Source organism: Erwinia sp. AC075, assembly GCF_979253995.1.
In genome coordinates this window covers 4028997-4054610 of the sequence record NZ_CEEDEU010000001.1, presented here as the reverse complement: position 1 = coordinate 4054610, position 25614 = coordinate 4028997, and the positions used below count along the sequence as shown (strand labels likewise).

22 protein-coding genes are annotated in these 25614 nt (G+C 56.6%); 12 read left to right on the top strand and 10 right to left on the bottom strand.

Annotated elements, in window-relative coordinates; all coding sequences use genetic code 11:
• Window positions 1–9: 9 nt before the first annotated feature.
• Together dgcA and dgcN are read right to left on the bottom strand one after the other, a co-directional pair.
• Window positions 10–975 (bottom strand): N-acetyl-D-Glu racemase DgcA, encoded by a 966-nt coding sequence (gene dgcA / locus AC0IXH_RS18985; RefSeq protein ID WP_134822990.1) that lies wholly within the window; start codon window positions 973–975, stop codon window positions 10–12.
• A gap of 2 nt (window positions 976–977) precedes the next feature.
• Window positions 978–1985: an N-acetyltransferase DgcN gene (dgcN, locus tag AC0IXH_RS18980; RefSeq protein WP_013204363.1), complete on the bottom strand. Its 1008-nt coding sequence runs from the start codon at window positions 1983–1985 to the stop codon at window positions 978–980.
• 222 nt (window positions 1986–2207) lie between these two features.
• On the opposite strand from dgcN, the gene AC0IXH_RS18975 reads away from it, so the two are divergent.
• The gene (locus AC0IXH_RS18975; RefSeq protein WP_471720848.1) at window positions 2208–4322 is read left to right on the top strand and encodes a TonB-dependent receptor; all 2115 of its coding nucleotides are present in this window, start codon (window positions 2208–2210) and stop codon (window positions 4320–4322) included.
• Window positions 4323–4338: 16 nt separating this feature from the next.
• On the top strand, window positions 4339–5355 hold the full coding sequence (locus tag AC0IXH_RS18970; protein WP_471721168.1) for an ABC transporter substrate-binding protein: 1017 nt from the start codon (window positions 4339–4341) through the stop codon (window positions 5353–5355).
• A 41-nt stretch (window positions 5356–5396) separates the two neighbouring features.
• Here the strand turns inward: AC0IXH_RS18970 and AC0IXH_RS18965 are convergent, their stop codons facing one another.
• Window positions 5397–6020 carry a pyridoxamine 5'-phosphate oxidase family protein gene (locus AC0IXH_RS18965; protein WP_041692154.1) on the bottom strand — a complete coding sequence of 208 codons (624 nt, stop codon included), beginning with the start codon at window positions 6018–6020 and terminating at the stop codon, window positions 5397–5399.
• A gap of 215 nt (window positions 6021–6235) precedes the next feature.
• On the opposite strand from AC0IXH_RS18965, the gene AC0IXH_RS18960 reads away from it, so the two are divergent.
• The gene (locus tag AC0IXH_RS18960) at window positions 6236–6487 is read left to right on the top strand and encodes a hypothetical protein (protein WP_041692455.1); all 252 of its coding nucleotides are present in this window, start codon (window positions 6236–6238) and stop codon (window positions 6485–6487) included.
• Here AC0IXH_RS18960 and AC0IXH_RS18955 read toward each other — a convergent pair.
• The gene (locus AC0IXH_RS18955) at window positions 6484–7473 is read right to left on the bottom strand and encodes an alpha/beta fold hydrolase (protein ID WP_231853725.1); all 990 of its coding nucleotides are present in this window, start codon (window positions 7471–7473) and stop codon (window positions 6484–6486) included. The two genes, AC0IXH_RS18960 and AC0IXH_RS18955, sit on opposite strands and share 4 nt — an antisense overlap.
• A gap of 346 nt (window positions 7474–7819) precedes the next feature.
• Between AC0IXH_RS18955 and AC0IXH_RS18950 the strand changes: the two genes are divergently transcribed.
• From AC0IXH_RS18950 to AC0IXH_RS18925, 6 genes are all read left to right on the top strand, one after another.
• Window positions 7820–9418, top strand: a complete 1599-nt coding sequence (locus AC0IXH_RS18950) for an MFS transporter (RefSeq protein ID WP_373421605.1) — start codon at window positions 7820–7822, stop codon at window positions 9416–9418.
• Window positions 9419–9438: 20 nt separating this feature from the next.
• Window positions 9439–10578, top strand: coding sequence for a beta-galactosidase BglB (bglB, locus tag AC0IXH_RS18945; protein ID WP_346568187.1), 1140 nt, complete (start codon window positions 9439–9441; stop codon window positions 10576–10578).
• A gap of 17 nt (window positions 10579–10595) precedes the next feature.
• A complete protein-coding gene (gene kduD, locus AC0IXH_RS18940; RefSeq protein ID WP_013204371.1) occupies window positions 10596–11357 on the top strand; it encodes a 2-dehydro-3-deoxy-D-gluconate 5-dehydrogenase KduD in 762 nt (253 codons plus the stop codon).
• Window positions 11358–11403: 46 nt separating this feature from the next.
• Window positions 11404–12045 (top strand): RpiB/LacA/LacB family sugar-phosphate isomerase, encoded by a 642-nt coding sequence (locus tag AC0IXH_RS18935; protein ID WP_013204372.1) that lies wholly within the window; start codon window positions 11404–11406, stop codon window positions 12043–12045.
• A 299-nt stretch (window positions 12046–12344) separates the two neighbouring features.
• Window positions 12345–12806, top strand: a complete 462-nt coding sequence (locus tag AC0IXH_RS18930) for an SgcJ/EcaC family oxidoreductase (RefSeq protein ID WP_471720847.1) — start codon at window positions 12345–12347, stop codon at window positions 12804–12806.
• 364 nt (window positions 12807–13170) lie between these two features.
• Complete coding sequence (locus AC0IXH_RS18925; protein ID WP_041692155.1) at window positions 13171–13515, top strand: hypothetical protein; 345 nt, start codon at window positions 13171–13173, stop codon at window positions 13513–13515.
• A 52-nt stretch (window positions 13516–13567) separates the two neighbouring features.
• Here the strand turns inward: AC0IXH_RS18925 and AC0IXH_RS18920 are convergent, their stop codons facing one another.
• The 4 genes from AC0IXH_RS18920 to mntP all read right to left on the bottom strand — a co-directional run bounded on the left by AC0IXH_RS18920 (window position 13568) and on the right by mntP (window position 15985).
• Window positions 13568–13867, bottom strand: a complete 300-nt coding sequence (locus AC0IXH_RS18920) for a chaperone modulator CbpM (protein WP_013204375.1) — start codon at window positions 13865–13867, stop codon at window positions 13568–13570.
• Window positions 13864–14811, bottom strand: coding sequence for a curved DNA-binding protein (cbpA, locus tag AC0IXH_RS18915; RefSeq protein ID WP_013204376.1), 948 nt, complete (start codon window positions 14809–14811; stop codon window positions 13864–13866). Before cbpA ends, AC0IXH_RS18920 begins: the two co-directional genes overlap by 4 nt.
• Window positions 14812–15152: 341 nt before the next feature.
• Complete coding sequence (gene azuC / locus AC0IXH_RS18910; protein ID WP_134824821.1) at window positions 15153–15230, bottom strand: stress response protein AzuC; 78 nt, start codon at window positions 15228–15230, stop codon at window positions 15153–15155.
• A gap of 185 nt (window positions 15231–15415) precedes the next feature.
• Window positions 15416–15985, bottom strand: a complete 570-nt coding sequence (gene mntP / locus AC0IXH_RS18905) for a manganese efflux pump MntP (protein WP_013204378.1) — start codon at window positions 15983–15985, stop codon at window positions 15416–15418.
• A 591-nt stretch (window positions 15986–16576) separates the two neighbouring features.
• Here mntP and AC0IXH_RS18900 point away from each other — a divergent pair.
• The gene (locus AC0IXH_RS18900; protein ID WP_013204380.1) at window positions 16577–16828 is read left to right on the top strand and encodes a DUF1158 family protein; all 252 of its coding nucleotides are present in this window, start codon (window positions 16577–16579) and stop codon (window positions 16826–16828) included.
• Window positions 16829–16968: 140 nt separating this feature from the next.
• Here AC0IXH_RS18900 and mgtA read toward each other — a convergent pair whose 3' ends face one another.
• Entirely contained in the window at window positions 16969–19653 is a 2685-nt protein-coding gene (gene mgtA / locus AC0IXH_RS18895; protein WP_471720846.1) for a magnesium-translocating P-type ATPase, read from the bottom strand.
• Between the two features lie 683 nt (window positions 19654–20336).
• On the opposite strand from mgtA, the gene AC0IXH_RS18890 reads away from it, so the two are divergent.
• Window positions 20337–21785 carry an alpha/beta hydrolase gene (locus AC0IXH_RS18890; RefSeq protein ID WP_471720845.1) on the top strand — a complete coding sequence of 483 codons (1449 nt, stop codon included), beginning with the start codon at window positions 20337–20339 and terminating at the stop codon, window positions 21783–21785.
• A 337-nt stretch (window positions 21786–22122) separates the two neighbouring features.
• Complete coding sequence (locus AC0IXH_RS18885) at window positions 22123–23451, top strand: MFS transporter (protein WP_013204384.1); 1329 nt, start codon at window positions 22123–22125, stop codon at window positions 23449–23451.
• A gap of 95 nt (window positions 23452–23546) precedes the next feature.
• Here the strand turns inward: AC0IXH_RS18885 and AC0IXH_RS18880 are convergent, their stop codons facing one another.
• On the bottom strand, window positions 23547–25613 hold the full coding sequence (locus AC0IXH_RS18880) for an AsmA family protein (protein ID WP_471720844.1): 2067 nt from the start codon (window positions 25611–25613) through the stop codon (window positions 23547–23549).
• Between the last annotated feature and the right edge of the window lies 1 nt (window position 25614).

Genomic DNA, 25614 nt, shown 5'->3' with positions numbered 1-25614 from the left:
GTCGCTGGATTAAAGCCAGATACGACCCTGGTTGTAGGAAAGATAAGGGGCGCTGTCCGCCGCGAGCCAGATCGGCCCGTCGAGATCAACATGTTCCGCCGAGACGGCCACCGGCAGCGCGGCTTCCATCGCCAGTGAGGAGCCGAGCATGCAGCCCACCATCAGCCGTAATTTGTGGATCCGTGCGGCGTCCACCATCGCCAGCGCTTCGGTCAGGCCGCCACATTTATCGAGCTTGATGTTGATCATCTCGTAGCGGTTGCGCAGCCCGGCGATGTCGCCAACGTGATGGCAGCTTTCATCCGCACAGACCGGGATCGGGTGATCGAAGCGTTGCAGATCGGCGTCGTTACCCGCAGGCAACGGCTGCTCGATCATCGCGATGTTGTAGTGGGTCAGCGCCGAGAACAGGCTGCTGAGATCCAGCCCGCTCCAGGCTTCGTTGGCATCAATAATCAGCGTGGCGTCCGGCGCGGCGGCGCGGATCGCCGCCACTTTTTCCAGTATCAGGTCGCGGTTGAGTTTGATTTTCAGCAGGATCGCCCCGCGCGAAACGGCATCCGCCGCCGCGGCCGCCATCATCTCCACGCTGTCGAGGCTCAGCGTTTCGGCGGTGATCACGCTGGCAGGTGGCCGCGCATTCAGACGCTGCCACAGCGTTTGTCGGTTGAGCGCGGCATCCAGCCGCCATAGCGCGCAGTCCAGCGCGTTGCGGGCCGATCCCGGCAGCAGACGGTTTTGCAGCTCGCTTAACGTCAGACCGTTTTCCACCTCTTCCTGCACCGCCGCCAGCTGCGCGGTAACGCTTTCGGCACTTTCGTGGTAATGGGCGGTGGGCGTGCATTCGCCACGCCCGATAAAGCCCTGTTCTTCCAGCGTGACCCGCACCACCGTCACCGCCGTGCGGGTACCGCGCGCGATGGCGAACGGACGCGCCAACGGCAGCTCGACAACTTCAACCTGCATCCGGCGCATAATCAGCCCCGCTCTTTCAGCAGCGCAGCAATCTCCGCGATGCCAAAACGCACCGGATCGGTGGCCGGCACGCCAAATTCCTCACTGATTTGCTGGCAGTAATCACGGGCTTCCTGCTCGCTGTAGTTAGAGGTATTGATGGCGAAACCGGCCAGCTGAACGCTGTCGCTGGTGACATGGGCGGCACGCACGTTGGCTTCCACGCAGTCTGCCAGGCTGACCATCGGCTGATGCGGCAGGTGACGCATATGCGGACGGTGCATCTCGTGGCACATCACCAGCCAGTGCGGCTGCGCGCCATGGATCAGGCCCATGCTGACGCCGGCATAAGAGGGATGGAACAGCGAACCCTGGCCTTCCACGATATCCCAGTGATCGGCCTCGTTGGCCGGAGACAGCGCTTCTGCTGCGCCAGCGATAAAGTCCGCAATCACCGCATCGATGGCGATCCCCTCACCCGCCACCAGAATGCCGGTCTGCCCGGTCGCGCGGAAATCAGCCTTCAGGCCAATCTCACGCATGGCGGATTCCAGCGCCAGCGAGGTGTACATTTTGCCGACCGAGCAGTCGGTGCCGACCGTCAGCACGCGTTTGCCGCTGCGTTTCTTACCGCTGCCCACGTCCAGTTTTGGCCGCATATGGCGGATGTCGAACAGCGCAACGCCCTGCGCTTTCGCCAACGCCACCAGCTCTTCGTTATCCACCAGGCGATAATGCAGGCCGCTGGCCACGTTCAGTCCGGCATTGATCGCGCCACGCACGGTGTCCAGCCAGTGTTCCGGCAGATAGCCACCGGCATTGGCGGTGCCGAGCACCAGCGTTTTCGCCCCGGCCGCGACGGCGGCTTCAATGGTCAGATCGTCGAGGCCCAGAGAGACGGTGCAGCCCGGCAGACGGATCTGCCCAACGCACTGCTCAGGACGCCAGACGTGGATGCCGCGTGCCGTTTTCGCCGCCAGCGGATCGGTAACGTCGCCAAGGAATAACAAATAGGGTTGAGGGATCAGCATCAGGGTTTTCTCTTATCAGGTTGCAGGGTTTGCCTGAGAAGACTATTTCACTGTTATGACAGCCGGGATAATGCTTGTTTATCGGCAGGGTATAGCCTGGGGTTATGGCGAGTCGCTATATACTAATTGATATAGCGATATGCTAACCTCTGCGCTCTTTTTACAACATCCCCGCACAGGTGGCCGCCCGAACCGCTCAGCATCGTAAGGCAAATTAAAACAATGGCAGTGGTAAACCCCTCTTTTAAGGCAAGTGCGCTTAGCATATTGATTCTTTTTGCGCTGCACGCGCAGGCAGCAACGGCAGATAAGACGCTGACGGTCACCGCCGCAGCGCCGGACAGCGACGTTCCCGCAGTGGATAAACAGGCCACGCTCGGTAATCTCGGTAAGCAGGAGGTCCGCAACACGCCCTATGCTGTTCAGGTCATCTCCCCTTCACTGATGAAGCGCCAGCAGTTGAAAAGCCTCAGCGATATCTATCGCTATATGCCGTCCGTGCAGGGCGATGGCGCGCGGCCGCAGACCCGCGGTATGCAGGGAAGCGTGGTGCAGAACTCGATGATTGATGGGCTGAATGTGGTGTCCACCACCGACTACGCGGCGGAACAGTTTGATCATCTGGAGGTGCTGAACGGGCTGGCAGGATCGCTGTACGGCCCGGCGAATCCGGCAGGCCTGTTTAATTTTGTCGCCAAACGCCCGACCGATATCGCGCAGCACAGCCTGACCTTCGGTGGTGGAACCGGGCTGAGCCATCTGGTGTCGGGTGATTTTAGCGGTCCGCTGGATGATAACGATCGTCTGCGATATCGCGCGAACGTCCTTGATGATGAAGGCAACGGCTACGTCAGCGGCAGTAAAAAACGTCGTCAGTTATTCAGCCTGGCGCTGGACGCCAACCTGACCGATAAAACCGTGCTGGAAACCAACTTCAGCTACTACCACTTCTATGATAAAGGCCTGCCGGGCAAATTCACGCTGGGCAGCGGCCTGTCGTTCCCGTCAGCACCCAACCCGAAAACCGCTCACCTCGGCCAGTCCTATGCCGGTGACGATAACCATACGCTGACCGCCAGCCTGCATCTGAAGCATGATTTTGATGGCAACTGGCAGGGCGAAGTGGGCGTACTGCGCCAGATTGCCGACCGCGAATCGACCGCGGTGACCAACACCTTTACCGACAACGCCGGCCATTACAAAACCACCACCTCATCCGCCACCGCCAGCCGCTTTACCATAAACAGCTATATGGCGAACCTCAACGGCGAAGTGGACACCGGCTGGCTGCATCACCAGATTTCGACCGGCATGCGCGGCTTTGTCTGGAAGAATGAAAACCCGCTCAACGGCGCAACCTCAACGCTCGGCAGCGCCTCGCTGGACAATCCGCAGGCGTTTGCCGAGCCGGACTATCCTGACTTTACGCATCGTTACCATTCGGCGACCGCCACCCAGCAGGCCTTCTTACTCAGCGATACGCTGACGTTTTCGCCGCAGTGGAGCCTGCTGCTGGCCGGCAGCGAAAGCTTCCTGAGTTCGGCGAACTACGCCAAAACCGGTAGCCGCACCAGCGAGTCAAATAACAGCGGGTTCAGTGGTTCAGCCAGCCTGATGTTTAAGCCGGTCGATCCGCTGACGCTTTACGTCACCTATGCCGACAGCCTGCAACAGGGCGATACCGCACCGACCGGAGCCGCCAACGCCGGCAATATTCTGGCGCCGTACCGCAGCAAGCAGGTAGAAGTGGGCAGCAAGCTGGCGGTAGGCAAAGTCCTGCTCACTGCCGCGCTGTTCCAGATCGATCGCCCGTTTGCCTATACCACCACCAGCGGTGAATACGCCGTTGACGGTAACCAGCGCAACCGGGGCCTGGAGCTGATGGCCGACGGCGACCTCAGCGAAAATCTGCATCTGTATGGCGGCATGACCTGGCTCGATCCGCGTCTGCGCGATACCGCCAGCGCAACCACCGACGATAAGCAGATTGTCGGCCTGGCACGCTATACCGCCAGCCTGTTTGCTGCTTACGATCTGCCGTTCTTTAGCGGCACTGATATTCACGGCGGTATGCATTACGTTGGCCGCCGCAGCACCGATAACGCCAACGACAGTTGGGTGGGCAGCTACGCCACCTTCGATGCCGGAACCCGCTACAAAACGCGGCTTTTCAATACTGACACTACGTTCCGGCTGGATATGACCAACATGACCAATCGCCATTACTGGACCAACATCGTGCCCGGCGGCCTGAACGGCTACAGCGGTGCCGGTTATGCCAGCGCCCAGATTGGCGAACCGCGAATGGTGCAGCTTTCCATGCAGCTTAATTTCTGATGAGGTCCTGATGAACATGCGCCCGATCCTGCTGCCGCTGCTGGCGGCACTGAGCCTGACCACGTTTAGCCAGTCGCTATTCGCCCGCACGGTAACTGATGACGCGGGGAATCGCGTCACCGTTCCCGTTCAGGCAACGCGCATTGCCGATGGCTGGTATGCGCACCATTCGCTGCTGATGACGCTGGGTGCGGGCGACCGGATCGTGGCGACGGTAAATCACGCCAAAGACCGGCCGTGGATGTTTAAAATCCAGCCGTCGTTAAATCAGGCGCTGTCGGTGCATGGCCGCAGTTTCGAGAGCGAAGCGCTGCTGACGCGAAAAGTGGATGCCGTGTTTGTCGCGGAGGAAGATGGCGATGCCGCCGCCTATCGCCAGGCTGGCCTGCCAACGCTGGTGATGGGCTTTGACGACTTCCCGTCCATGAAGCGCTCCCTGCTGACCACGGCGGAGGTGGTCGGGACGGAGAAAGCACGTCAACGGGCGCAGGCATACAATGCCTATCTGGACCAGCATATTGCCGCGATTCAGGCCAAAACGGCGGCGCTGCCGGCTGACCAGCGCCCGCGCGTGCTGCATATTGAGTCACTGCATCCGTTAAAAGTGGATGGTAGCCATACGCTGATTGATACCTGGATCAAACTGGCCGGCGGGCGCAATGCGGCGGCGGAAGTGAGCGGCAATATGAAGGAAACCTCGCCGGAGAACGTGCTGTTCTGGCAGCCGGATATCATCATTATTGGTGCCGGTGCAGGTTCTATTGCTGACTCCGATTACGCGACACTATTTAGCAGCCTGAATGCGGTGAAAAACCATCAGGTGTGGCAAAACCCGGCCGGGGTTTTCCCCTGGGATCGCTACGGTACCGAAGCCGCGCTGCAAATCCAGTGGGCAGCAAAACTGCTGCATCCGGCGTTATTCCCGGATCTCGATATGGTGAAAACCACCCAGGATTTCTATCAGCGCTTCTTTGATTACCCGCTAACGGCGGATCAGGCCGGTAGGATCTTGCGGGCGTTGGGGCCGGAATGAGGCTGTAAAGTGTGAGCACTCAAGCCACGCTGATAAGCCACTCAGTAAAGCGTGTCCTTAATCCGCCCCGGCAAAGCCCGATCGTAAGCCTCGCCGTCGATAGCTGACTGGGAAAGGGCTTTCAGGATGCTGCCGGTGCTGGGCAGTTGAGCGCGTTCAAGCTGGGTGGCGGGATCCCACAGTCGGGCGCGGATTATCGCCCGGCTACATTGGAAGAACACGCTATTTACCGTAATACGTAACACCGATCTCGGCCTGTTTCCCTCGACCGCAAAGCGTTCCAGCAGCTCGGGATTGATGCTGATCTCAGCAACGCCATTTACCCGCAGCGTTTCACCAATGCCGGGGATCAAAAACAGCAGCGCCACACGAGGATCGCTGACGATATTTCTCAAACTGTCGATGCGGTTATTGCCTCGCCGATCCGGCAGCAGCAGGGTTTTCTCATTTTCGATATGCAGGAATCCGGCCGGGTCGCCTCTGGGCGAAACGTCCAGACCTGACGGGCCTGATGTCGCCAGTGCCACAAAGGGAGAAGAGTCAATAAACGGGCGGTAGGCCGGGTGAATATGGTCGGTTACTTTCATCAACGACGGCGTTGCAACCTCGCCATACAGCTGTTCAAGCGCGGCCAGCGTTGTAATGCAATCCTGCTCGTCTGACATGTTATCCCCGCAAATTTGATCGAAATTGTGCTTTGCTCGACGCCGACAAAGCACCTTGCCGATAATCATAGTACAGCGCCAGGATGGCAGATGGGTTACCGGCAACGGTTTCATCCGGCCTTCGTCGCATATCAGCCCGGTAATCTTCGCGTTTTTGACCAGGCTATCTATGCTGTCAGTATCGCTTTTGCATGCTTTTTTCTGGGGAAATAACGATGAAGATGACTGGCATTCTGGCCCTGCTGGCGCTGGCGTTCTCAGGTACCGCCTGTTCGCAAATGTCTCAACTGCCGTTGGTGCCGCCAAAGCAGGATATTATCGCCACGCCGGTGGCGGCAAAGTGTGATGTCAGCCTGTGCCAGCAAAATTGCTATGTGCAAAACAGCCAGTGTCAGCGCAACAATGACAGTGGCTGTGGTGCCAAGATGCAGTCCTGCCTGCAGGCCTGCACCTCTCAGTGCCGTTAAGGTTGATCCAGATTTTTAATCAGCGCCTGATTAAACTTCGCCGGCTCTTCCATCTGCGGCGCGTGCCCCATTCCCGGGAATTCAATCAGCGTGGAATGCGGAATTAACGCGGCAACCTGCTTGCCCAGTTGGTTGTAATGGCCGATTTTTGCCTTCACCTCCGGCGGAGCAATATCGCTGCCGATCGCCGTGGTGTCTGAGGTGCCAATCATCAGCGTGGTTGGCATTTTCAGATCCTTAAACTCGTAGTACACCGGCTGAGTGAAAATCATGTCGTACAGCAGCGCCGAATTCCAGGCGACAATCTGGTGGCCCGGTCCGTTATTCAATCCGGCCAGCATGGTGACCCAACGGTCATATTCTGGCTTCCAGCGACCAACATAATAGGTGTTCAGCTCATACTTTTTGATGCTGGCCGCCGAGGTTTTCAGCTCGCGCTGATACCAGTCATCGACGCTGCGCCACGGCACGCCCTTCGCTTTCCAGTCTTCCAGACCAATCGGATTCACCAACACCAGCTTCTGTACTTCCTGCGGATACATCAGCGCAAAGCGCGTTGCCAGCATGCCGCCGGTTGAATGGCCCACCAGCGTGACCTTGTCGATATGCAGTTTGTTCAGCAGGTTCTGCGTATTCAACGCCAGTTGCTGGAAGCTGTACTGGTAATGAGCGGGTTTGCTGGAGGTACAAAAACCGATCTGATCCGGGGCGATCACCCGGTAACCGGCGTGGCTCAACGCATCGATCGAGTCCTGCCAGGTCACGCCGCAAAAGTTTTTGCCGTGCATCAGCACCGCCGTGCGGCCGTTGGCCTGGCCTTTCGGCTGCACATCGATATAGCCCATGCTGAGCGGCTGGCCCTGCGAGGTAAAATCGAATTTCTGAATTGGGTAAGGGAAATCAAAACCTTGCAGTTCCGGCCCGTAGGTCGGCGTGGTTTCCGCCGCCGTTACAGAGAAACCGGTTACCAGGCTGGCAAAGACCAGGCCACGAAGGATGTTCGACACAGGTTTATCCTTATCAAATGAGGAAAGGGAGAGGAAAAATCAGCATAAACAAGGCTTAACCATAGTGGATAAAAAAGTCTGTCAGCGGATGTGACAGGTAAAGAAGCGCAAAGAAGAAAAACCGTACTAAAATTGGCAATCAAGACGGCACTTCAATAAAAATGAAACGGCATTTTATTAAATTGGTGAGATCGGTGTCCGGTTTCTTCTTTTTAATGTCACCTACCCCCTAAACCTGGCAAAATCGCAAAGGTTTTCTGTTCGTGCTGGTTCTAACTTAGCTCATCCCCGACATAAGGCCGGGTCTGACAGTTGTCTAACCAGGATGGGCACTATGATGATACGTAAACCAGGAACGCTAACTTATTTAGCCTACGGATCAGGTGATTTTCTCGGCGCTGGCACCATGGCGCTAACCTCTGCGTGGCTTCTCTATTTTTACACTACCTTCTGCGGGCTCAGCCCGATTGAAGCCACGTCCATCTTTGCCATGGCCCGCGTGCTGGACGCCGTGGTCAGCCCGCTGATGGGCTATCTTACCGACCACTTCGGTTCGACCTGGCTGGGCAAGCGCTTTGGTCGCCGCAAATTCTTCATTCTGACCGGTATCCCGCTGGTCTTCACTTACAGCCTGATGTGGGTCGGCGATATGACTTACGTCTATTACCTGCTGACCTATCTGGTGTTCGAAGTGGTCTACACCTCAATTCTGGTGCCATACGAAACGCTGGTGCCGGAAATGACCGATGATTTCAAAGAGAAAACCAAGTTCTCTGGCGCACGCATCGCGCTGGCGCAGCTTTCAGCCATTCTGGCGGCTTTCCTGCCGGGCGTGCTGCTCAGCTACTTCGGCAAAGATAATGCGATCTCCTTCTTCTATTCCAGCCTGGTGTTCTCGGTGATTTGCGCCATCGTGCTGACGCTGGTGTGGTTTAACACCTGGGAACGGCCGGCCGAGAAAAAATCCGCTGCCGCACTGGAAGCCGAGCAGCAGAAACTGACGCTCGGGCAAAGCCTTTCCCGACTGAAGATTGAGCTGACGTCCACGCTGCGCGTGCGCATCTTCCGCCAGCATCTCGGCATGTATCTTGGCGGCTATATCGCCCAGGACGTGTTCAATGCGGTGTTCACCTATTACGTGGTGTTCGTGCTGATGCAAAGCGCCAGCCTGGCATCTAATCTGATGGGCACCATGGCAATCATGCAGTTTATCGCCGTGATGGGCATGATCCCGCTGTGCATCCGCTTCGGGCCTGCGCCTTCTTACCGCATCGTGGTGGTGCTGTTCGGTCTGAGCACCCTCTCTTACGGCGTGCTGTATTACACCGGCCTGAGCGATGTGTTCTCGCTGCTGCTGCTGGTATCGGGCCTTGCCGGACTGGGTCGCGGCGGTATCAACTATGTGCCGTGGAATATCTACACCTACATTTCTGACGTTGACGAGGTGATCACCGGACAGCGCCGTGAAGGGATTTTTGCCGGGATCATGACCCTGACCCGTAAAGCCTCCCAGGCGGGCGCGGTGATGCTGGTCGGCATCCTGATGCAGCTCTCCGGTTTTGTGGCCGGCAGCAGCGTGCAATCCCCGACGGTCAGCCACGCGATTCTCGGCATCCTGTGTGGCGGCACGCTGGTGATGCTGTGCATCGGCTTCTTTATCTCACTGCGCTTCAAGCTGAATCTGGCAACGCATCAGACGCTGCGTGAAGAGACCGAAAAAATGCGAGCAGCCGGCAATGTGGTGCCCGGCAATATCACCCCTCAGGCCCGGGCAACCGTCGAGATGCTGGCCGGACTGCCGTACGAAGCACTGTGGGGCAACAACAATATTGGCTACCTCAACCGCAACAAGCCTGCTGTGACGCCATTGCCCGTCACGCCGCTGGTTGAACCTGTCGCCAGTCAGTTAACCCGTCATCCCTGAATATTCGAGGACAAAAAAATATGTTGGTCTATCCCGTAAAACACAGCGAACTGCTCCGCCAGCCGGACCGCTTTATCTCCAGTAAAGAATTACATCAGCTGATCAATAAGTTGGTGGATAACCTGGTGAACATTACCGATGAGTCCGGCGAGTTCCTGTTAAGACTGGATGACGGACGGGTAATTGATACCAAAGGTTGGGCAGGCTGGGAGTGGACGCACGGCATCGGGCTGTACGGTATTCATCAGTACTACCGCCAGACCGGTGACGATCGCCTGCGGGCCATCGTTGATGACTGGTTTCGCGACCGCTTTGCGGAGGGTTCCACCACCCGCAACGTCAACACCGTCTGCCCGTTCCTGACGCTGGCTTACCGCTATGAAGAGAGTAAAGACCCGCGCTGGTTGCCCTATCTGGAAAGCTGGGCCGACTGGATAGTGCACAAGATGCCGCGTACAGATTGCGGCGGTCTGCAACACATCACGCTGGCAGAGGAAAACCATCAGCAGCTGTGGGACGACACGCTGATGATGACCGTGCTGCCGCTGGCGAAGATTGGCAAGTTGCTGAACCGCCCGGACTACATTGAAGAGGCGAAATATCAGTTCCTGCTGCATACCCAGCATCTGATGGATCGCCAGAGCGGCTTGTGGTTCCACGGCTGGACGTTTGAAGGCCACCACAACTTTGCCAATGCCCGTTGGGCCCGCGGCAACAGCTGGCTGACGATTGTTATCCCGGAATTCCTTGAGCTGCTGGATCTGCCGGAGAAAGACGCCACCCGGCGTTATCTTCAGCAGGTGCTTGCCAGCCAGCTGGCGGCGTTAGAGAACTGCCAGCATGAGAGCGGCCTGTGGCACACGCTGCTGGACGATCCGACCTCCTATCTGGAAGCCTCGGCCACCGCAGGCTTTGCCTTCGGCATGCTGAAAGCCGCCCGCTGCCACTATGCCGACGACCGCTACATCGCTGTAGCTGAAAAGGCGCTGAAAGGACTGATTAAGAATATCAATGCCGAGGGTGAACTGACTCAGGTTTCCTTCGGCACCGCGATGGGCAAAAACCTCGATTACTACCGCCAGGTCCCGCTGACGTCGATGCCGTATGGCCAGGCGATGGCGATTTTATGCCTGGTGGAATACCTGCATGTCTATCTATAAAAAAAAAGGAAAACCGCATGATCCTTAACGATTTTTCTCTCCACGGCAAGGTCGCCGTGGTCACCGGATGTAATACCGGGCTGGGGAAGAGTATGGCCGTCGGCCTGGCGCAAGCCGGGTGCGACATCGTGGCCATAAACCGCAGTGAACCCACAGAAACCGCTAAGGAAGTCACGGCAGCAGGTCGACGTTTTTTGAGTCTGAAGGCCGATTTGGGCAAACAGGATCAACTGGCGTCGCTGCTTGAACGCGCGGTCGGCGAAATGGGGCAGATCGATATTCTGGTCAACAACGCCGGGATCATCCGCCGCGATGAGGCACTGGACTTTAGCGAGCAGGACTGGGACGACGTGATGAATGTGAACATCAAGACGCTGTTCTTTTTGTCCCAGCTGGTCGCCCGTCAGTTCGTTAAACAGGGCCACGGCGGAAAAATTATCAACATCGCGTCCCTGCTCTCTTTTCAGGGCGGGGTTCGCGTGCCGTCGTATACCGCCTCGAAGAGCGCGGTGATGGGCCTGACCCGCGAGCTGGCCAACGAATGGGCGAAGCATGGCATCAACGTCAACGCGCTGGCACCCGGCTATATCACGACCAATAACACCGAGCAGTTACGCGACGACCCAACGCGCAACAAAGACATTCTTAATCGCATTCCGGCCGGACGCTGGGGAGCCCCGGAGGACCTGATGGGCCCGGTGGTATTCCTCGCCTCCAACGCGTCTGACTACGTTAACGGATACACCCTTGCGGTGGATGGCGGCTGGCTTGCACGCTAGCCCTTTCTGCCCTTTTTGAACGAATAAGCCTTAAACGGGAGTAAATATGAATATTGCACTGATGATGGAAAACAGCCAGGCGGGAAAAAATGCGCTGGTATTAACCCAACTGGAAGCTGTCGCTAAAGAAAACAAAGATGCGGTGTTTAACGTCGGTATGCAGGACGATCAGGACCACCATCTGACCTATATTCACTTAGGTATCATGGCCAGCATTCTGTTGAATGCTAAAGCGGTGGATTTTGTCGTCACCGGCTGCGGCACCGGCCAGGGCGCGCTGATGTCGCTGAACATCCATCCAGGCGTGGTGTGCGGCTACTGTATCGATCCGGCGGACGCCTTCCTGTTTGCGCAGATCAATAACGGCAACGCCTTGTCGTTACCTTTTGCTAAAGGCTTCGGCTGGGGCGCGGAGTTGAACGTCCGCTATATCTTTGAGAAAGCCTTCACCGGTCGCAAAGGCGAAGGCTATCCGCTTGACCGTAAAGAGCCTCAGGTCCGTAACGCAGGCATTCTGAACCAGGTGAAAAGCGCGGTCATCAAGGAGAACTACCTCGATACGCTGCGGGCCATCGACCCGGAACTGGTGAAAACCGCCGTGGGCGGCAAACGCTTCCAGCATTGCCTGTTTGAACACGGTAAAGATGCCGAGATTATTGCCTGGGTCAGAAAATTGATTCAGCAATAATCATTTCATCATTACCGGCAGCCACTATCCGGTGGCTGCCGGTATTTTTTTACCCTGTAAAAACACGATTATGTAAACTGCCATTTCACCATCATGGTTTTAATAATGTTGCGTATAATTACTGCGGAAAGTATTATTCCCTGCCAGTTAGATTAAATAACACCCCTAAAATTGATCTACATCAGAGGTCAAGCTTCCCCTCTTTCCCCGCGCCCACAGGTTTATGCCTCGTTTAATTAACGGTTGCTACCTTTCATTTTTAAAAATCGCATTCAGTTAAACATCATGGGAAAAAACAAATGAAATCTGGAATAACCGTCCTTATTATTGCTGCCGTACTGACGTCTTCTGCGGCCTTTGCCCAGGAAAATAACGCCTGTGTTAAAACGACCGAGAAACAAGTGGCGTCAATGTTCGATCGCTGGAACGCCTCGCTGCAGACCGGCGATGCGAAAACCGTTTCAGAAAATTACCTGTCGGACGCGGTATTGCTGCTAACGCTCTCTAATCAGGTCCGTTTAAGCGACGAAGAGCGCATTCATTATTTTGAAGAGTTTTTAGCGAAAAAACCGGTTGGCCATATTGATAGCCGCAATATTCGTCTGGGCTGTAATAAAGCGATTGATACCGGAACCTATACCTTTACCTTTAAAGACGGCAGTAAAGCGGCAGCCCGTTATACCTTTACCTATGCCTGGAATGGCGAGAAATGGTTGATTTCAACTCACCACTCTTCTGCCATGCCAGAACAGGTTAAATAACCCCTTTATCTGATTATTCCCGTCCAGCCATAAAGGCCAATGTATATATATCGACAATGGCAATCGGTGCGCGGGGAAAATAAGGCGCACGCTGGGCGAAAGCAATGAATCCGCTCCAGCGTTTCGTCGCGTGCTTCAGGCTTTATGCTGCACCGATACCCACCGTGGCCCGGGCCAGGCCAATGCTGAAGCACAGCACCAAAGCGGCAAAACCCACCATCGTGCGCTCCTGAATCTTTAAAAGAGCCTGAATGAAATTCTGTCATCAATCCGATCAACACTGGCGAGCAGGCTGAAACAGTTGCAATTTAAAGGCTGCCTGATGGAAGATGCGTTAACTTCACCCCTTTTACCAGGAGCAGGTATGAAAAAAGCACTAATGCTGCTCGCCATTCTGGCAGCAACCGGCGCGGCGCAGGCCGCAGATGACTCTGAAGATCCGGCTCAGGGCTATATCGCCAATCTGTGTACGTTAGTGACCCAGGAAAAAACCAGTGGGTCCGTGGACAGCTACATTGCTAAGTTGAAGGCGCTGGATGCACGCGGTCAGTCGCCTTCCGCGCAGGAAAAGCCTGAGTTTGATGAAGATGAAGCCAGAACGGTGATTGCCGCCTGGATGAACCTGAATGAAAACCAGAAAAAAGAAGCGCGTCAGAGCCCCGAAGCTTGTCAGAACGCCACGCTGGACGAGTATCAGAGCCAGGATTAAAGCGCATCAGGGTCGGACGAACCGACCCTGAACACTTCGCTACGCCGGCAAATTAGTGGGTGTGCAGCAGCCGCTCAAGTTGGCGCTTCAGATGGGCGTTCTCTTTCTCCAGATGCTCCACCTTCTCCATCAGCGTCAGCGCCATCGCAATACCCGCCCACTCCAGCTCAAGCTCAACCTGCAGTTGTCGTGCTTTGCGCAGGCTACGCAGCGCGTGATAATCGAAAATCCAGCCGGGCGTCACTTCCAGCGGGGTGATCACCCCAAGCCCCACCACTTCCGTCAGCTCTTCGGGGGAAATATCCACCGAACGGCAAATCTCAATCACGGTATAGCGGACATGTTCACTCATGATGCGTTCTCCCATGCTGAGCGCGGCTCGAAGGCGGCCTTCTCCGCTAACTCACGCCACAGGGCTGCCGTTTGCTCATCGGCTTTGCCCGGCATCACCACTTTCAGAATGGCAAACAGATCGCCGCTGCCTTTTTTACTGACCAGGCCTTTGCCTTTGACCCGCATCCGCTGGCCGTTCTGACTGCCCGCCGGGATGGTCAGCGCAATTTTTCCGGTCAAGGTTGGTACCTGAATCGTCGCGCCCAGCGCGGCTTCCCACGGAGCCAGCGGCACCACAATCTGCAAATTCTGCCCATCGACTTCAAACAGCGGATGCGGCGCCACGCGGATCACCAGATACAAATCGCCGTTCGCCGCACCGTGGCTGCCCGCCACGCCCTGGCCTTTCAGGCGAATACGCTCGCCATCGACCACGCCGGCGGGGATTTTCACCTTCAGGGTTTTTGCTATTTCATCCGTCTGGCGACCAAACTCATCCAGCACTGGCAGGGTGAAGGAGACGTTGCGGCTGTCGCCGGTCAACGTCTCTTCAAGGAACATCGGCACTTCCATTTCCAAATCCTGACCTCGTCTTGGTGGATGACGTCGCGTCTGCCCCTGGAATCCCCCGCCCTGACGGCCAAAGATGGATTCGAAGAAGTCAGAATAGTCACCGGTATTACCCTGAGAATGTTGACCAAATCCGCCACCGAAGTCCGGTGCGGATTGTGAGAAGCGGGGATCGTCGCGGTGTAAGCGCAGATTGTCGTATTCAGCGCGCTTGTCGCTGTCCTTCAGAACCTCGTAAGCTTCGGCCATCTCTTTAAATTTCGTTTCGGCATTGGCTTCGGTGCTGACATCGGGATGGTATTTTCGCGCCAGCCGACGGTACGACGTTTTAATGGTTTTCAAATCTGCCGTCGGTTCAACCTCCAGCAGGGCGTAATAATCTTTAAATTCCATCTATTAACACCTTCTTTTCACACAACTATTTTGAGACAAGTCGGGTTCAATCCGTCGAAAACAAGTGAGGCCATAAGGCCCCACGGTGACCCTTAACGCGGTACTTAATGAGTGTAAGGCGTAAATGCGCGATGGGGGAAATAAATCAGACCATCCCGTTACAGGGTGTGGAGAGTTTAATGCGGCGATCGACAGGCACAGCAAATCGCCCGATGGCTGAACGGGTTCAGAAGGCGTAAGAAGATTTTTTAGGGAGAGTAGAAGGCAGTGAAGAACAGAAGAAAGTGATAACCACCGGTCGGTCCCTGACCGAGGCTATCGAGGGTGTCTGGCCGAAACCATTAAGACATGGCGCCTGGCGGCACGTGTTTGAACGCTTCAACATAGCTGTGCAACACGCGTTTAAAGAATTTTTTCATTTCGGCTACCTGATTAAACTTTTGTTAGTAAAACGCAAAAAAAGTATACAAGAAGCGCGTTTTTCAGGCAAATAAATTTGAACCAGATCACAAAATTGGCGGGTAGTATGCAAAGGTGAACTTAAACGAAGGTTAAACAAGCGGGCCGCAGCCCGCCGAGAGCAAAGGGGGAAAGAGGAGGGAAATCAGGCAAAAAGGCCTAAATGTTCAACCAGAATGCTGCTGCCGATACCGATCAGCACGACACCACCAAATATCTCTGCCCATTTGCCCATCACCGGGCCCAGGAAACGCCCCAGCAAAATACCTGCTGATGCCATCACCATGGTGGAAGCGCCGATAGCCAGCGCGGTGGTGACAATGTTCACCTGCAGGAAGGCCAGGCCAACGCCCACAGCCATAGCATCGAGGCTGGTTGCCACCGCAGTGGTGGCCAGCAACATGAAGCTGTGGCTCTGGGGCGCGTCTTCGACCGATTCTTTTTTGCGGAACCCTTCCCAAATCATACGGGCACCGAGCACAAACAGCAGCGTGAAGGCCACCCAGTGATCCCACTGCATAACGTAACGGCTGGCCGCAATGCCGACTGCCCAGCCAATCAGCGGGGTCAGCGCTTCAATAACGCCAAAAATCAGGCCGGTGCGCAGCGCCTCTTTCAGTGAGGGACGATGCAGGCTGGCACCTTTACCGATGGCCGCCGCAAACGCGTCCATCGACATGCCAAAGGCCAAAATCATTGTTGCGTACATGTTCATTGTAGTTATACCGGTTTGAGGGCCCTGGACGCCTTCAGGCATCAAAAACAGAGGTCCCGGCGAAAAAATAAGCGCGGGTGCGCAACAAGAAGCGCATCCTATCACGGGGTTTCGCAAAAAAAAAGACAACAAAATCAGGGATTTGAGTATAGCCTTGGCTATACTTTTTAACGAATGCTAATTTCGCGGTAAATTTTTAATCAAAAAGGCTAAAAGAATTACTGTGTTAACGGTCACATCCCTGAAGCCGTTGGGGGAATAGCCAGCAGAAATGAGGGATAAGGCGGGCAGGAAATGGAGGAATCTTTTGTTTAGAAAAGGGGCGGAGATCGGCAAATCCGCCCCCTGAGCGTTACCAGACCCGGTAAACCTTGCCGGTTTCAAACTGGGTGATGGTCATCTCGCTCAGCGGGTCAAAATGGACGCCGCCCGATTCACCTGCTCTGGCGGCAGGATCTGCACCCTTCGCAGAAGCGCAGCAGCTTTATTCAGTGGATGCGGGAAGAGGTGAAACGCGCGCTGGCGGTGTAAGCATTGAACCTGAAGCGAGTTTGCTGGAAAATGGCCGCTGATGACCCGACTGGAAGCCCCATGAATAACCCGTTTCTGACCTTTTTGATGCCGATGAGCACCCTGATGCTGGGCATGCTCTCCGCCCTGCTGTTGCCCGCGCCGTGGTTTGGTCTGAGCCTGACGTACCGCCTGATGGCGATGTTCCATCTCAGTGATATCGGCCAGCTGTATACGCTGGTGTTTTGCCTGTGGTTTTTGCTGCTGGGGGCGATTGAGTATTTTGTGATCCGCTTTATTTACCTGCGGTTTGTGAAGGTCTCACGGGATTAAAAAATTCAGGGCGGATCGGCGATCCGCCCTGACTGCATTACATGCTGAGGATCATCAGCAGTCCGCTGGAGAAAATCAGCAGCCCGACGAAGAACAGCACGATGGTGGTGACCACGTTAGCGTATTTCATGCGTTTCTCCTCAGAACCACTGGCCGAAGCGGCGGATATAGACACGTTTCATCGCCTGCGCGACCACGCAGTAACCGAACAGCGTGGCGACCAGCCATGGGAAGTACGACCATGGCAACGGCACCAGACCGACCGCGTGCCCCAGCGGTGAGAACGGAATATAGATCCCCAACGCCATCACCAGCCCGGTCGCTATCATCACCGGCAGCGCCGCACGGCTCTGAATAAACGGGATTTTCTGGGTGCGCAGCATATGCACCACCAGCGTTTGCGACAGCAGCCCTTCAATAAACCAACCCGACTGGAACAGGGCCTGATGCTCGACGCTGTTAGCGGCGAACACGTGCCACATAATCACAAAGGTGGTGATATCAAACAGCGACGAGGTTGGCCCCATCCACAGCATAAAACGACCAATGTTTTTCGCGTCCCATTTGCGCGGTTTGCGTAAAAACTCCTTGTCCATTTTGTCCCACGGCAGCGCCAGCTGAGACAGGTCATACATCAGGTTCTGGATCAGCAGATGAATAGCCAGCATCGGTAAAAACGGAATAAAGGCACTGGCGATCAACACTGAAAACACGTTGCCAAAGTTGGAGCTGGCGGTCATGTTCAGGTACTTAATGATATTGCCGAAGGTTTCCCGGCCTTTAATCACGCCCTGCTCCAGCACCATCAGATTTTTTTCCAGCAGAATAATATCGGCGGACTCTTTGGCGATATCCGTGGCGGTATCCACCGAAATGCCGATGTCCGCATCCCGCAGCGCCGGCGCATCGTTGATGCCATCGCCGAGGAAGCCGACGGTGTGGCCGTTGTACTGCAACGCCTGCAGCACGCGTGATTTCTGCTGCGGTGTCAGGCGGCAAAACACCGTCCGCGCTTCCACCAGCGGGTAAAGCTCATCGTCGCTGAGGCGAGCAATCTCGGTCCCACACAGCGGCACGCCTGGGTTCAGGCCGACTTCACGGCAAATTTTGCTGGTAATAATCGCGTTATCGCCGGTCAACACCTTCACCGCCACGCCGCTTTCCTGTAGCGCAGCAATCGCTTCGCCGGCACTCTCTTTCGGCGGATCGAGGAAGGTCAGCAGCCCGCAAATGGTCAGCTCACGCTCGTCCGCTTTGCTCAACGGCAGCGTCAGCGGATTGTCTCCCAGCTCACGTTCGCCCAGCATCAACACGCGGAAGCCCTGCTGATTCCACTCTTCTGCCTGCTGACGCCACTGTTGCCGTGCGGCTTCATCCAGCGGACGCTTTTCGCCGCCATCGAGCCACCAGCTGGCCACCGCCAGCATCTCATCCACCGCGCCTTTGCAGATCAGCTGCTGCTGATTGTGTTCATTGGCGACCACCACCGACAGGCGGCGACGCTCAAAGTCGAACGGCAGCTCGTCAATTTTACGGTAGCGCCACAGTCCGGCGACCGCCTGGTTTCCCTGGCTGAAGCTGAGGATGGCTTTATCCATCAGGTTCTTGATGCCGCTTTGATGGCGGCTGTTCAGCCAGGCCAGCTGCAGCACCTTGTCGTTATTGCGGCCATGGGCATCCAGATGCTGTTCCAGAATGATGCGATCTTGCGTCAGCGTGCCGGTTTTGTCGGTGCACAGCACGTCCATTGCACCGAAGTTTTGGATGGCATTCAGCCGTTTCACCACCACTTTGCGACGGGACATGGCAATCGCCCCTTTCGCCAGGTTGGAGCTGACGATCATCGGCAGCATTTCCGGGGTCAGACCGACCGCCACCGCCAGCGCGAACATCAGCGCATCGGACCAGTCACCTTTGGTAAAGCCGTTGATAAACAACACAATCGGCACCATCACCAGCATAAAGCGGATCAGCAGCCAGCTAACGCTGTTGACGCCACGGTCGAACGCCGTTTGCGGACGGCTACCCACCACTGATTTTGCCAGCGAGCCAAACCAGGTTTCGCCACCGGTCGCCACCACCACGGCGGTTGCGGTGCCGCTGGCGACGTTGGTGCCCATCAGGCAGATGCCGGGCATCGACAGCAGGTCGGCGTCGTCGCTACTGCCTGTCGCGGTTTTCTCGGCGATGTTGGCCATCGCGTCATATTTCTCAATCGGAATGGCCTCCCCGCTGAGCGCCGCCTGGCTGACAAACAGGTCGCGGGAGGAGAGCAGCCGCACGTCAGCCGGGATCATGTCGCCCGCCGACAGGAAGATAATGTCGCCTGGCACCACATCATGCAGGGCAATTTCACTTCTGACCGGCTGCGACGAGGCGCTGCTGCGGCGGATCACCGTCGCGGTGGTACGCACCATTGACTTCAACGCTTCGGCGGCTTTATTGGTGCGATATTCCTGCCAGAAACGCAGCAGCCCGCTCAGCATCACCATCATCAGCATGATCAGCACGCCGGTCAGATCGGTTTCTTCACCTTTGCGCTGCGGCAAAATGTAATCGGTGACAAAGCTGATGCCGGCCAGCACCATCAGCACCCAGATAAAGGGATTGTTAAACGCCTGAAAGAGCTGGCGAAGGGCATGGGGTGCCTTCTCGTTCGCCACCTGGTTTTTGCCGTAATGGGCGAGGCGCTCGGCGGCCTCTTCCTGGGTCAGGCCCTGACGCTGGGTATGCATTCTGGCCAGCGTGCTGTCCAGGCTCTGTTTTGCGGCGCTGGCGATGGCCAGATCGCGGGCAAGGTTTAAGTTGGCATTGTTCATTTTCATCTGCCAGATCCTTTCTTTTTTTTGTTCAGGCGCGGGGAATCTCTCCTGCGCATGAGGATTAATCAGAATGTGTACGGATCGGGACGAGGGCAGGACAGCGTGAAGAAGGGACGATCAGTGCGTGTTTATCCCCCTTCTGCCGTGCAGCCGCCTTCGCCCATCGCTGGTCGGAGGTTCTTTCATCAGAAAATCCTTTATCAGAAAAAGTGTGTTTAGCGGCACTGCAAAAGATCGGGGATCAAACGCATAGCCTTCCGCGCCCAGTATTCACTGGACCTGATTACGATAAGTCAGGGGGGATGCGACGACCTTGAAAGGAGGTGAAACATTGCCCGCCGTTTTTCGGCAAGCAAACAAAGGAGTTGGCTTACCAGATTAAGATGTTACTTAAGGGGTGACTGTCCAATTTTGGGCTCCGTTGTGTGAATCGCCGTCACTATAGGCCGGGTCAGGACCGAAGTAAACCGCAAAATTTAGCACCACATTGCGATGTAAAAATAAAAATACCCAACATAATCATAAAGATAAATGGTAACTTACGGTGATTAATCGCTGTTTTTTTCTTAAACCATTAATCAACAGCGGCGAAATTCCCATTAAGACATTGCTTAAACACAGTCTCATTCCCAGGCCGATCCGCTCTATACTTGCAGCGGAGACTCGGGCAGAAGGACAGGATGACAATGCTTCAACGGACTAAAATCTGGTTTAAACGCGTGGCGACACTGGTGGTCATTGTATCGATCGTGCTGCTGGGGCTGCGCGTGGCGCTAACGGAACGCGGGCCAGATTTGCAGCTATGGCACACCTGGGTACCGCAGGAGCTGAGCGACAGTCAGATGGATAACAGCGACTGGGCGGGCTATCTGAAGAATGAGCAGAACCTGTTCGACGGCATCAAAATTAACGTCAGCGACAGGCTGCAGGACGACAATCCGGAAACCTATAACCGCTATGCGGAGCGCAGCCCGGTCAATCCGGAACACTTTTCCACCGACTGGAACCGCTCCTACATCATGATGCCGACCGGCACGCCGCGTGGCGCGGTGGTGTTGCTGCATGGCCTGACCGACTCACCCTACAGCCTGCGCCATATCGCTCAGGACTATCAGCAGCATGGCTATATCGCGCTGGGGATCCGTTTACCCGGCCACGGCACGGTGCCGGCGGCGCTGACCAGCGTGGTGTGGCAGGACTGGATGGCGGCAACCCGGCTGGCCGTGCGGGAAGCGAAAAAACGCATTCCCCCCGGTGCGCCGCTGCATATCGTCGGCTTCTCCAACGGCGGCGCGCTGGCAATGAAATATGCGCTGGATGCGCTGGACGATCCGACCCTGCCGGCACCCGACCGGCTGATCCTGATCTCGCCGATGATTGGCGTCAGCAGCTACGCCCGCTATGCCGGGCTGGCGGGGATCCCGTCGATCTTCCCGGCCTTTGCCCGATCGGCGTGGCTGAGCATCCTGCCGGAGTTTAACCCGTTCAAATACAACTCCTTCCCGGTAAAAGCGGCGCGCCAGTCCTGGCTGCTTACCAGCGCCCTGCAGAGCCAGCTGCATCGTGAACAGGCCAGCCAGCGGTTGGCTAAACTGCCGCCGGTGCTGACCTTCCAGTCGGTGGCGGATGCCACGGTCAGCACGCCTGCGGTGGTCAGAGCCTTATACAATCTGCTGCCGGCCAACGGCAGCGAGCTGGTGCTGTTTGATATCAATCAGTCGGTGCCGCTCTCCCCGCTGATGCGCAGCAGCGCCCGCCATGCGGCAGAACATCTGTTACCTCCCGCGCCACGGGCCTACACCGCGACCCTGGTCACCAACGCTTCTGCCGGAAGCGATACGGAAGTGGCAAAAACCACCCCAGCCGACAGCACCGCGACCCTGGTCACGCCGCTGGGATTGCGTTACCCGGCAGACGTCTATTCGCTGTCCCATGTGGCGCTGCCCTTCCCGTTAACCGATTCCCTGTACGGGCGCACGCCGACGCCGCCCAATGCGTTCGGCGTCAGTTTCGGCTCGATGACGCCGCGCGGGGAACGCTCGGTGTTAATCGTCAGCCTGGATTCGCTGATGCGCCAGTCGTCGAATCCGTTTTATCCGTGGATGCTTGAGCAGGTTAACGCGACGATAAAATAAACCCTTCCCCATCCGCTCCGACACGCGTTGTAACACGCTGTGTCGGGGTTAACGTCGTCCGTCGCTGGGGCAATAGCCAGTCATAAATCTGGTTTGCTGGGCAAAAGTTAGCCAAAAGCCAGCATTTAACGCTGACCCGCCACTTTTTATTGGCCGTTTACTGGTGTTTATTGCCAGCAAACCGGCGTTTGGCGTTGCCATCGCCCGGCAATTATCCTCTGTCACGCATAATCCTCTTTTCCACGCCGCAAGCCCGTCGTGGCGCGGTTTTCGCCATTGAATGCCGTCTCCGCTGTGCGTAAGATTCTTTAACATGTTTTACAAATAAGAAACTGCTATGCAAGCCTCCATCGCCCCAACGCTCGACGCCGAAAACGACACCACGCCCGTAAATTCCCGCGGTAAAGTGATGGTCGCTTCGCTGGTCGGCACCGCTATCGAATTTTTCGATTTCTATATTTATGCTACCGCTGCGGTCATCGTTTTCCCGCATATCTTCTTCCCACAGGGTGATGCCACGGTCGCCACGCTACAGTCGCTGGCTACCTTCGCCATCGCCTTTGTCGCGCGCCCGATTGGCTCGGCGGTGTTTGGCCACTTCGGTGACCGCGTGGGCCGTAAAGCCACGCTGGTCGCATCGCTGCTGACCATGGGGATTTCAACCGTGGTGATCGGCCTGCTGCCGGGCTATGAAACCATCGGCGTCTTTGCGCCACTGCTGCTGGCGCTGGCGCGCTTCGGTCAGGGTCTGGGACTCGGTGGGGAATGGGGTGGCGCGGCGCTGCTGGCAACGGAAAATGCCCCGGCGAAGAAGCGTGCCCTGTACGGCTCCTTCCCGCAGCTCGGCGCGCCGATTGGCTTCTTCTTTGCCAACGGCACCTTCCTGCTGCTCTCCTGGCTGCTGACCGACGATCAGTTTATGCAGTGGGGCTGGCGCGTGCCGTTTGTGCTCTCTGCGGTGCTGGTGCTGGTTGGCCTGTACGTGCGCCTGTCGCTGCACGAATCGCCGGTCTTTGCCAAGGTGAAGAAAGAGAAGAAGCAGGTCAAAATCCCCATTGGCACGCTGCTGTCTAAGCACCTGAAGGCGACGATTATCGGCACCTTTATCATGCTGGCGACCTACACGCTGTTCTATATCATGACCGTGTACTCAATGACCTACGGCACCACGCCGGCACCGGGCGGCCTTGGCTTCCCACGCAATACCATGCTGTGGATGCTGATGCTGGCGGTCATTGGTTTTGGTGTGATGGTGCCGATTGCCGGCCTGCTGGCAGACCGCTTCGGTCGCCGCAAAACCATGATCGTCATTACCCTGATGATTATCGCCTTCTCACTGATTTTCCCGAGCATGTTAGGGTCAGGGAATCAGCTAATGGTGATGGCTTTCCTGCTGTGCGGCCTGAGCATCATGGGGCTGACCTTCGGCCCGATGGGTGCCCTGCTGCCGGAGCTGTTCCCGACGGAAGTGCGTTATACCGGTGCCTCGTTCTCCTATAACCTGTCGTCGATCCTTGGGGCGTCTGTCGCACCCTACATCGCCACCTGGTTAGCGCACACCTACGGTCTGTTCTACGTCGGCATCTATCTGGCCTCGATGGCCTGCCTGACGCTGATTGCGCTGTTGGCCAGCAAAGAAACCCGCCACGAATCGCTGTACGACTAAGCCTTGTTCAGGCAATAAAAAACCGGCCATGGCCGGTTTTTTTTCGTGCTGAGATCCGCTGCGGGAACGGGCCCTGCGCCCATCCCCGCCGGGGATTACTTCTTGCTCTTCATCTGTTGCAGCACGTTGGTACACTGATTCTGCTCGTTGTCGCTGGGTGAAATCAGTGCCAGCAGCGCGGCGGCGGGCGCCACGACCGCACCGAGAGCCACCGCTGCCGCACCCCGCGCAATCAGCGGACCGGCTTTCACACCTGCATTCGGATTCTTGAAGGTGCCCTTCACATACAGCGGCGAGCGTAGGGTGATGATACGGATACCCTTGCTCTCAGGATCGATCGACAAATCCATCCGCTCGTTGGCGAAGTTGGTGGTGCCGGAGATGTTAATCACCGCGTTCTCGGTATCGAAGACGAACAGCCGGGTTGAGGCTAAGCCGTTAGTGACGTTGAGGTCGGCTGCGGCACAGTTGATCCGCACTTCATCATCGCCAAACAGCTTGCCGACCACGTAGTTACCGACGTTCAGACCGACAATCTCCATCAGGCTGCGGCTGATCACCCCGTCATTCATCAGCATCTTCAGCTCGCCGTTGCTGGTCGCCAGAATATCGGCCACCGAGTTACCGTTTCCGCTTAACGTGGCGTCGCCGTTCATCTGCCCCATGCTGCTTTGCATGGCGGAGACGTTCGGGAACAGCTGCTTCAGCTTCAGGTTACGCGCATGCAGATCGGCCCGCGCGCGCATCGGCGTGCGGTCACCTTCAAGATGAATGGTGGAGTTGAGATTGCCGCCGGCCATGCCAAAGCGCAGCGGATCCAGCAGGATATCGCCGTTTTTCAGCACCAGATGGGTGTACAGATCGCTGAGCGGCAGCGAGTTACTGTGCTCAATTTTCTTGCCGCTGAACTTCACGTCAGCGTCCATCGCGCCCCAGCTTTTGGTATCGAACTTATCGTGTGGCAACACGCGATCCGCCGGCTGCGTGGTGGCATCGCCCCGTTTGGCTTTCGCCTGCTCGGTTTTCTCACTGCCTTTACCCGAATTCACGCCAATCAGCGGCCCTAAATCGGCCATTCTCAGCTGTTTCGATTCCAGCGAACCTTCCAGTTTTGGACGCGGTTTGCCCTGGGTGTAGGTCATGGAGCCGTGAATATCGCTGTCGCCAATATGGCCGTTGAAATTTTCATAACGGAATACCGGGCCACCCTTCTGCTGGAAGCGGGCGATCAGATGTCCATCGGTTTCATATGGCGGCGTATCCGGCAGCAGAATGCCGGTCAGGCCGTAGAGATTGGCCAGCGTGTCACCGGCGAAGCGCAGCCGGATATCCAGCCCGCCAAGGTTAAGCGGATCCTGCAGCGTCCCGGCCACCTGCACGCGCGTGGTGCCGTTGCGCACGTCGGCCTGCAGTGGGAAAGGATTGGTTTTACTGCGCAGCGACAGCATGCCGCCGATTTTACCGTCGCCGGTCAGCTTCTCGTTGTTGTAAGTACCGGAAGCCTTCCAGCCAAACACGTAATCAGACGCGCCCTTCTGGCTCTTATCATCCTTGCTGCCCGCCACCTGAACGTAAGGGACCGGCTTGCCGAGCGGATCAACGGTGACCTGCACATCGGCTTTGTTGATGGCATCCCGGTAGGCGATCTGTCCGCGGTCAAACATGATGTTGTCGAGGCGGAAGGTCCACGCAGACGGCGGCTGATTCGGGTCCGGGTTGTCACTGCCGGCCAGATTGAAGGTCCAGTTATTCTTTTTATCCGCGGTCTGGATCAGCCTGGCATCCGGCTGCGTCAGCTTTATCCACGGGATATAAACTTCTTTGCCCAACAGCGCCAGCGGGGCCAGCGTGGCATCCACGCGTTGCAGATGCACCATGGTGACATCAGGAATTTCGGGCGGATTGCCCAGCAGAATATCGTCGGCATGAACGCGCGGCCATGGCACCCAACTGCGCCAGCCAGGTTCATCCCGGTTGCGTTCCCACGCCACGCCCAGGTCACCGCGAATGGCGAACGGACGATTCAATTCAGTCGACACTTTTTGATTGATGGTCGGTTTGAGTCGGTTCCAGTCAAAGGTCGCAATGATGATCACCACCACTATCACCAGCAACAAAAAAATCCCGACAATCCAGCTAATTATTTTTCCCGTACGCGACATA